Source organism: bacterium (assembly GCA_040756715.1).
Taxonomy (GTDB): Bacteria; UBA9089; UBA9088; order UBA9088; family UBA9088; genus JBFLYE01.
Map to the genome: position 1 here is coordinate 3098 of JBFLYE010000095.1, position 8462 is coordinate 11559.

An 8462-nucleotide genomic window follows, 5' to 3' on the forward strand; every position below is an offset into this window, starting at 1 on the left:
TATTTAAGAAATTTTAAATATTACCTTATTTTAATCCAAAATTCAACATTCAAAATCCAACATTCCCTAAGTTATCTTATTTATCATCTCAAGGAATTCCTTGTTTGTCTTTGTAAATTTCATCTTTTCTATAAGAAGCTCAATCATCTCAGCTGGGCTCATTGTGCTTAATGCCTTTCTTAATAACCAAACCCTTGAAAGCTCCTCTTGTGTCAATAAAAGCTCTTCCTTCCTTGTTCCTGATTTGTTAAGGTTTATGGCGGGAAATATCCTCTTATCAGAAATAGACCTGTCAAGGTTCACCTCCATATTCCCCGTTCCTTTGAATTCCTCAAAGATGATATCATCCATCCGAGAGCCTGTCTCTACAATGGATGTTGCAATAATGGTCAGAGAACCGCCATTTTCAATTTGCCTTGCTGCCCCCAAAAATCTCTTTGGTTTATAGAGGGATGTAGATTCTATACCACCCGATAAAACCCTTCCTGTCTGAGGGGCAAGAAGATTATGTGCCCTGGCAAGCCTGGTTAATGAATCAAGAAGAACAACCACATCATATCCCTGCTCAACCAGCCTTTTTGACTTCTCAATAACCATATCAGCCACCTGAATATGCCTCTCTGGAGGCTCATCAAATGTAGAGGATATAACCGTTCCCTTAACATTTCTCTCCATATCTGTAACCTCTTCTGGTCTTTCATCTATAAGCAAAACAATCAGTTTTATTTCGGGGTGATTTGTGGTTATTGAATTTGCAATCTTCTGTAATATGGTTGTCTTTCCTGTTCTCGGCGCTGCAACAATAAGACCCCTTTGTCCCTTTCCAATGGGTGTAAATAAGTCCATAATCCTCATAGAAATATCACTGTCCCTTTCCAGATTTATCTTTTTATAGGGATATAATGGGGTAAGGTTATCAAAAAATATGCGATTTCTTGCCTTTTCCGGGTCTTCAAAATTCACCGCCTCTATCTTAAGGAGGGCAAAGAATTTCTCATTATCCTTTGGAGGTCTTATCTGGCCTGATACGGTATCCCCGGTTAATAGGCTAAATCTTTTTATCTGTGAGGGCGAAATATATATATCATCAGGGCTTGGAAGGTAGTTATAATTTGGAGAACGCAAAAATCCATATCCATCTGAAAGGATCTCTAATACACCTTGACCAAACAATAGGCCTTCTTTTTCTATTTGTGCTTGAAGGATGGCAAAGATAAGGTCTTGTTTTTTTATCCTTGAGGATGCATCTATATTTAGAGAATGAGCCCTTTCAGAGAGCTCCTGAATATCCAATGCCTGTAATTCTGCAATATTTAACTTTTCCATTTAATATTTAGTACGTGTGTAGCTTCTCTCTTAACCAAATTACCATAGCCGTTGTTTAGCTGTCCTATATACCTAGACACAAAGGGGTAAAGGGACAAAGAAAGCAAGTAATAAATAAACTCTCTCGCCTTAAGTGCTTATTTCCCAATTTTATTCTCACCGAGCTAAACACATACAATATTTAGGATTTAAGATTTAAAAACAATTAGGGCTAAATCATACTGGAGGTGGTGGGATTTGAACCCACGTCCAAAGGTATCACAAAAAAGGTATCTACCAGCATAGTCTATATTTTGTTCTCCCTCTTTAAATCTCCTATAGACAGGATATTCAAAGATGTAGCTTATTTTTATTTCGTTTTTTCAATTCTTAAGCAAGATTGAAAAAACTAGCCCCTTTTCCTGACATCCTTTAAAACCCAAGAGGCGAGGTTAGAAAGGATGTTGCTACTTTTAAGCAGCAAGTGCCAGATCGTAGTTGGCGCTTATTCTTTTGTCTATTTTTTAAAAAGAATAGACAAACTTTACTGGCAACCTTTCCTCTGATAGCCTCTGTCGAAACCAATCACCCCCTATTTTTAAAAAATTATACAAACTACAATTAATCTTGTCTACTATTTTTTTATATTTGACTTATCTTGCATTTTTATTTATGCTTAAATATTATGAAAAATCTCCTTAATCTTCCTACAAATGAGCTTATCTGCCTTGCAAATTCTTTTAGAAAAGGGCTTCCCCTTGAGCTTTGTTCTATAATGAATGCAAAATCGGGAATGTGTCCTGAGGATTGCAAATTCTGTGCCCAATCATCACATTATAAAACAGGGATTTTAAGCTATCCATTAAAAAGCAAAAATGAGATTTTAGAAAGGGCAGAATTTGCAAAATCTATTGGTGCAAAGAGATTTGCAATTGTTACATCTGGAAGCAAGCCAACGCATAAAGAGCTTGAGGCAATAGCAGATGCAATTTCAGAAATAAAAGGCATTTTATGTTGTGCTTCACTTGGAAGGCTTGATAAATCCAGCCTTTTAGCCTTAAAAGATGCAGGCTTAAAAAGATTTCACCATAACATTGAGACATCAGAGAGGTTCTTTCCAAACATTGTAACCACATATCCATTCTCTGAGAAGATAAGGACAATAGAATATGCAAAAGAAGTAGGCCTTGAGGTCTGTTCCGGCTGTATCATTGGAATGGGAGAATCCTGGAAAGATAGACTTAACATTGCAAATTTATTAAAAAGCCTTGGAGTCAATTCCGTTCCAATAAATGTTTTGATTCCTATAAAAAATACGGCTTTTGAGAAAATTTCTCCCATATCACCAATAGATGTTATAAAAACAATTGCTATATTTAGGATAATCTTGCAAGATAAAACGATAAAAATAGGAGCGGGAAGGGAAAATTTAGGTAGGGCTGAATTATTGGCATTTCTTGCAGGAGCAAATGGAATGATAATAGGAGGCTATTTAACCATAAAGGGAAGGGAGATATCCGAAGACCAGCAGCTTATTTCAGAAATAAAATCCCTATTTAAAAATAAAGACCACAAAATATCTTGCAATATTTCTGGATTTCTTTTATAATTAAAAAATATGAATATTTTATTGCTTACGCCAGAGCTTATTCTTGTCTTATTCTCTTTTCTTGTTTTAATAGGAGGGTTTTTTAGGCTTAATATAGGTTTTGAGATTGCAATCATCGCTTGCGGTGCTTCCATTGCCTCGCTAATTGCCATTTTTATCATCAAACAACCAATAGATAGCCTTATCATTTCTCCATTCTCAAGCCTTCTTAAAATTTTATTTATCTCCTCCCTTTTTATTGTCATTCTTATGTCCAAAGATTTCCTAAAGGGCTTAAAAAACCAGAATGAATATTACTTCTTTCTCCTAACAGGAACAACTGGGATGCTACTTGCTGTATCAAGCAATGATATGGTTATCCTTTATATTTCAATTGAGCTTATAAGCATAAGCTCCTATATCCTTACTTGTTTCATTAGGGATAAAAGGGGCATTGAGGGAGGGATAAAGTATCTCCTCTTTGGTGCATTTTCCTCAGCCTTTCTTATTTATGGAATGAGCCTTCTCTATGGGCTTACCGGAGGAACAAATTTTTCCCATATATCATCCAGGCTGCTTGGATTAGGCTTCGCTCCTATTCCTGTTTTAGCCATTATCTTTATCTTTGCTGGGATTTGCTTTAAGGCAGACATTGTTCCATTCCATTTCTGGATTCCCGATGTCTATCAAGGTGCACCAACGCCAATAACAGGCTTTCTTGCCACAGCCTCAAAGATAGCTGGATTTGCTATTATTATGAACCTTTTGTTTGCTCCTCTTGGCTCAATATTATTTGATTACAGAAGGCTATTTTTCATTCTTTCTGTAATTACCATAATCCTGGGAAACCTCTCTGCAATACCGCAGAAGAATATTAAAAGGATGCTTGGATATTCTTCCATTGCCCATGCTGGCTATCTCCTCATTGGTCTTTCTGCCTATTCTGGAGAGGGAATAGTTGCTATGCTTTTCTATTTTGTTGCCTATTCAATTGCCACCATCTCATCATTCCTTGTAATATCTGCAACGAAGCTGGAGGAGATTGATGACTACAATGGATTTTCAAAAAGAAGCCCCCTTCTTTCACTCCTTATGCTTCTTTCATTATCATCTTTGGCTGGACTTCCTCCCTTGGTTGGATTTTTTGGAAAATTTTCCCTTTTCTATTCAGCTATTAAACAGGGTCTTATACCCCTTGCCATAATTGGTGTTGTTTTTTCCGTTGTCTCAATTTATTACTATTTTATTGTGGTAAAGGCAATATATCTTGGAAAAGAAGAAAATGGGCCTATTTCTATCCCAGGATACATAAAATGCCTTGCAATCCTTTTAACCCTTTCCCTCGTTATTCTCGGGCTATTTCCAAACCCCATTGCAAATCTAGCCTTTTTTGCCAATCAGAGCTTATGAGGATAGAGGAAATATATGCTCCTATTGAAAATAATCTCTCCCTTGTAAAACAAAGGCTTAAGATAAAAGAGGATGATAATGAAGCCTTAAGTGAAATACTTAACTATATTCAGGAAACAAAGGGAAAGCTTATCAGGCCTGCCCTTTTTCTCTTTTCAACTACCCTAAATGGAGATAGCTCAATTAATCTTGCCTCATCCATTGAGCTTATCCATTGTGCATCCCTTCTTCACGATGACATCATTGATTGCTCAAATTTAAGGAGGAATAAGGAAACCATTGTCTCCAAATGGGGAAAAAATTGGGCACTCCTTGTGGGTGATCTATTTTTAGCCTCTGCCTTTAATATTCTGGTAGATTATGGGGATATGAGGATTGTTAAGCTATTTGCTAAGGGATGCCTCCTTATGTGCAGGGGCCAGATGTCAGAACTTGAAAGGGGAATAAAAATGGATGAGGAAAGGTATTTAAGGATAATCTATGAGAAAGCAGCCCATCTATTTGAGCTTTCCTGCTTAACCGGTGCTATGGTTGGAAATAATGATTGTGAAAGCCTTTCCAATTATGGAAGAAATTTGGGGCTAGCATTTCAGATAATTGATGATATGCTTGATATTAAAGGAGATGATATAAAAAATAAAAAGGCAACCCTTCCGATTATTCATACAATGAAAATGGCTTCCCCTGCCGATAAAGCTATGCTTGATAAGCTGATAATTGAATCCAATCTCGATGGAATAAGTGAGATGATTGAAAAATACAAAGGGATTGAGTATGCTAGAGGTGTGGCAAAAGAATACACAGAAAAGGCAAAATCTTCCATTGCTAATGCTTCCTTAGCCCACAAAGAATCCCTTCTCTCCCTCTCTGACTTTGTTCTCTATAGAAATGAGTGAAAATTGAGGTTGCAAAGGGTGCTGGTTTTTGCTCGGGAGTAAAAAGGGCAATATCGCTTGCTTTATCATCCATTGAGAAAGATCAAGCTGTATTTAGCCTTGGTCCTTTAATCCATAACAACCAGGTGATTGAAGACCTCAAAAAAAGGGGAATAACCCTTGTCTCATCAATAGATGAAGTAGAAAAAGGAATTATTATATTTCGCTCACATGGAGCAAGTCCAGATGATTATATAAAGGCAAGGGAAAAGGGTCTTTTGATAGCTGATGGAACCTGCCCAATTGTTGCAAAGGTTCAACGCATTGCAAAGAGCCTTAATGACGAGGGCTACCCTGTTGTTATTCTTGGAGATAAAAACCATCCAGAGATAAAAGGGATTGTTGGGTTTGCAAAGGATGCAATTGTAATAAGCAAGCCAATAGAGGCAATCTCTATAAAGGAGAAAAGGATTGGCTTGATTGCCCAAACAACCCAAAGCCTTGATGACTTTAAAAGCCTCATTAACATCCTTTTGGATTCCGCCTCTTGTATTAAGGTTTATAATACAATTTGTAAGGCTGTTTTAAGGCTTCAGAGGTCATCTATATCTTTGGCAAAAAAATCGGACCTGTTTATTGTGATTGGTGGAAAGAATAGTGCAAACACAAAGAGGCTCTTTCTCCTTACAAAAAATATAAATCCAAATACATATCATATTGAAAAATTTGAAGAGATTGATAAATCCCTGTTTTTGGACAAGAAAAAGATTGGAATTACAGGAGGAACATCAACGCCGCCAGAGGTCATCAGCGAGGTGGTTGAGAAGATAAAGGGGGTGAAATATGGTTGATAAAGAGCTTTTGGATATATTGGCATGCCCAAAGTGTAAAGGAGATATTGAGTATCTGGAACAAGAAAACAAGCTCCTTTGCAAGGCTTGCAATTTAAAATATCCTATTAGGGATGATATTCCTATAATGCTTATTGAAGAGGCAGAGAAATAGTGTGTGTTTAGCTAAAGCTAAACAATTAAACAAAGCGTTTATAGTAAGAATGAAGAATGAAGACTGGTGCTCTGGTGCACTATTTCAAGACCTGATGAATACGAAGTATCTTGCGAGCGAAGCGAAGCAAAATAAGGGATTGCGACTTCCACGCCAAGGCCGGAAGTTTTTAAGATAAAATCCTTGATGTAAGAGAAAAAAGGGGTATAATAAAGCAATGAAAGAAATTAGATTTACACCCCATGCAAAGATGAAGTTTGAAATTTTAAAAAGGCATAATTTTGTTGTTTTGGAAGAAGAGGTGAAAGGGGTTATTTTGAAGCCTGAAAAAAGAGAAATTGGAAGAAAAGGAAGGGAAATTGCTCAGAAAACAATTAGCGAAAGACATATTTTAAGGGTTATTTATGAAGAAAAAGATAGAGGAATAGAGGTTATCACCTTCTATCCTGCAAGGAGGGAGAGGTATGAAGATTAGTTATGACAGGGAATTAGACATTATGATGTTAGAGGTTGACGGAGGAACGATTGACTATGCAGAAGAATTAGGCTCAGTAATTGTCCACTTTACCAAAGAAGGCAAACCCGTTTTGTTAGAGATTCTTGATGCAAGCGAAATTCTCTCAGTAGCAACCAAGATAGGAATGAGGGCAGAGAAGGAAAAATTGGTTGAGGCAAGCATTTAGATTTCCCTAAAACAAGTTCTGCTCTTTGAAAAATAAATATGCATTGATGAAGGGATGATGGAAATTTGTCATTTAATCGGATTACCTTATAACTATAAGTAAAAATCCTGCAAAAATATTTGCAATTTTATTATAAATATTGTATAATATACGCAATAATAATGCACATATTATAAGGAGCATCTATGAACAAGGAATACTTGAAGAATGTAATTATTGACCAACAAAAAGACATTCTTGAGAAAATTATGAATACAAATGTCATATCCCGTGAAGGTGCGGATAGATGTGAAAGGTATATAAGATACCCGAATGTCTTGTTAATAACTGGGTTACGAAGAGCGGGTAAGTCATTCTTTGCCAGCCAGCTTGTGGAAAACAAAAAATATGCATATTTAAACTTTGATGATGAAAGATTGATTGAATTTAATATCCAGGATTTTAATCTTATTCTGGAATGTTTTTATGAACTCTATCCGGATTTTGAGTATTTGTTATTTGACGAAATACAAAATGTAGGTGGCTGGGAACTCTTTGTTAGTAGATTAAGGGATAAATACAAAATAATTATCACTGGTTCAAACGCAAATCTATTAAGTAAAGAAATGGCGACCCATTTAACAGGAAGGTATAGTGATTTTGTCCTCTTTCCGATGAGTTTTAGAGAATACCTTGATTACAATAATGTTGGGATTAAAAGAATATCATCATATTCTACCACTGAGCGAAGTAAGATTACTTCATTCTTTGACAGATATGTCAAGGAAAGTAGTATTTTTGATTATTATAAATTCGGTAAGGAATTTTTAAGAAATTTATGGGCTTCTGTAATTATCAAGGATATCACTATTCGTTACAAGATAAAGTATCCTTCAGTGTTGGAGAAACTATCGGTTATGCTGATAAATTATTTTACTTCTAAAATTTCTATTAGTAATCTAACCAGAAATCTAAAAGTAAAAAGTCCAAATACAATGGCTGAATATATAAGGTATCTGGAAAACAGTTTTCTCGTTTTTAGCTTAAATAAATTTTCATATAAAATCAAGGAACAGTTAGCCACATTTAAAAAGATATATATTATGGACAATGGTTTTATTAATGCTATTCTCTTTAATTTCAGTGAAAACAGAGGAAAACTCCTGGAAAACATTGTGGCTATTGAATTGAAGCGCAGAAGCATAAGAGACGATTTTGAAATATTTTACTGGGATAATTACTATGTAGAATGTGATTTTATAATAAAAAAGGGGAAACAAGTTATTTCTGCATATCAGGTATGTTCTGAACTAAATATCAATAATAAAGAAAGAGAGATTAGTGGATTAACTGCGGCAATGAAAGAATTTGGTTTAAAAAACGGCACGATTCTTACTTCTTCAACGGAAGATGAAATATCAATAAACAGTTCTAAAATACAAGTAACACCAGTATGGAAATGGCTTTTGTCTGAATTTTAAAGGTAAAAATGATAGATATACCATAAAATATAGTTAATTCCATAACGCTTTACAAAATGTATGTGTTTAGATAATCTTAAGGAAAACTTTATAAAATTATGAATTTTGAATGTTGAATTTTGAATTAAAAGGGAAA

At 35.4% G+C, this 8462-nt stretch carries 9 protein-coding genes and 1 other RNA gene; 8 read left to right on the forward strand and 2 right to left on the reverse strand.

Features of this window, described 5'->3' with window-relative positions:
- Positions 1–66: 66 nt before the first annotated feature.
- On the reverse strand, positions 67–1326 hold the full coding sequence (rho, locus tag AB1397_03605; protein ID MEW6482074.1) for a transcription termination factor Rho: 1260 nt from the start codon (positions 1324–1326) through the stop codon (positions 67–69).
- Positions 1327–1545: 219 nt separating this feature from the next.
- Positions 1546–1898, reverse strand: a transfer-messenger RNA (tmRNA) gene (ssrA, locus tag AB1397_03610).
- A gap of 92 nt (positions 1899–1990) precedes the next feature.
- Here ssrA and bioB point away from each other — a divergent pair.
- The 8 genes from bioB to AB1397_03650 all read left to right on the forward strand — a co-directional run bounded on the left by bioB (position 1991) and on the right by AB1397_03650 (position 8326).
- Positions 1991–2914 carry a biotin synthase BioB gene (bioB, locus tag AB1397_03615; protein MEW6482075.1) on the forward strand — a complete coding sequence of 308 codons (924 nt, stop codon included), beginning with the start codon at positions 1991–1993 and terminating at the stop codon, positions 2912–2914.
- A gap of 9 nt (positions 2915–2923) precedes the next feature.
- A complete protein-coding gene (locus AB1397_03620; GenBank protein ID MEW6482076.1) occupies positions 2924–4303 on the forward strand; it encodes an NADH-quinone oxidoreductase subunit N in 1380 nt (459 codons plus the stop codon).
- On the forward strand, positions 4300–5199 hold the full coding sequence (locus tag AB1397_03625; GenBank protein ID MEW6482077.1) for a polyprenyl synthetase family protein: 900 nt from the start codon (positions 4300–4302) through the stop codon (positions 5197–5199). The genes AB1397_03620 and AB1397_03625 overlap by 4 nt, the downstream gene beginning before the upstream one ends.
- Entirely contained in the window at positions 5196–6029 is an 834-nt protein-coding gene (locus AB1397_03630; protein ID MEW6482078.1) for a 4-hydroxy-3-methylbut-2-enyl diphosphate reductase, read from the forward strand. The genes AB1397_03625 and AB1397_03630 overlap by 4 nt, the downstream gene beginning before the upstream one ends.
- The gene (locus AB1397_03635; GenBank protein ID MEW6482079.1) at positions 6022–6183 is read left to right on the forward strand and encodes a Trm112 family protein; all 162 of its coding nucleotides are present in this window, start codon (positions 6022–6024) and stop codon (positions 6181–6183) included. Before AB1397_03630 ends, AB1397_03635 begins: the two co-directional genes overlap by 8 nt.
- 217 nt (positions 6184–6400) lie before the next feature.
- On the forward strand, positions 6401–6658 hold the full coding sequence (locus AB1397_03640) for a DUF4258 domain-containing protein (protein ID MEW6482080.1): 258 nt from the start codon (positions 6401–6403) through the stop codon (positions 6656–6658).
- On the forward strand, positions 6648–6866 hold the full coding sequence (locus AB1397_03645; GenBank protein ID MEW6482081.1) for a DUF2283 domain-containing protein: 219 nt from the start codon (positions 6648–6650) through the stop codon (positions 6864–6866). The genes AB1397_03640 and AB1397_03645 overlap by 11 nt, the downstream gene beginning before the upstream one ends.
- A 185-nt stretch (positions 6867–7051) precedes the next feature.
- A complete protein-coding gene (locus AB1397_03650) occupies positions 7052–8326 on the forward strand; it encodes an ATP-binding protein (protein ID MEW6482082.1) in 1275 nt (424 codons plus the stop codon).
- Positions 8327–8462: the final 136 nt, after the last annotated feature.

Bases quoted from the DNA above. Each gene is read 5' to 3' on its own strand.
- AB1397_03640 (MEW6482080.1), top strand. From the start codon at position 6,401: ATGAAAGAAATTAGATTTACACCCCATGCAAAGATGAAGTTTGAAATT.
- AB1397_03650 (MEW6482082.1), top strand. From the start codon at position 7,052: ATGAACAAGGAATACTTGAAGAATGTAATTATTGACCAACAAAAAGAC.
- AB1397_03620 (MEW6482076.1), top strand. From the start codon at position 2,924: ATGAATATTTTATTGCTTACGCCAGAGCTTATTCTTGTCTTATTCTCT.
- bioB (MEW6482075.1), top strand. From the start codon at position 1,991: ATGAAAAATCTCCTTAATCTTCCTACAAATGAGCTTATCTGCCTTGCA.
- AB1397_03645 (MEW6482081.1), top strand. From the start codon at position 6,648: ATGAAGATTAGTTATGACAGGGAATTAGACATTATGATGTTAGAGGTT.
- AB1397_03625 (MEW6482077.1), top strand. From the start codon at position 4,300: ATGAGGATAGAGGAAATATATGCTCCTATTGAAAATAATCTCTCCCTT.
- AB1397_03635 (MEW6482079.1), top strand. From the start codon at position 6,022: ATGGTTGATAAAGAGCTTTTGGATATATTGGCATGCCCAAAGTGTAAA.
- rho (MEW6482074.1), bottom strand. From the start codon at position 1,326: ATGGAAAAGTTAAATATTGCAGAATTACAGGCATTGGATATTCAGGAG.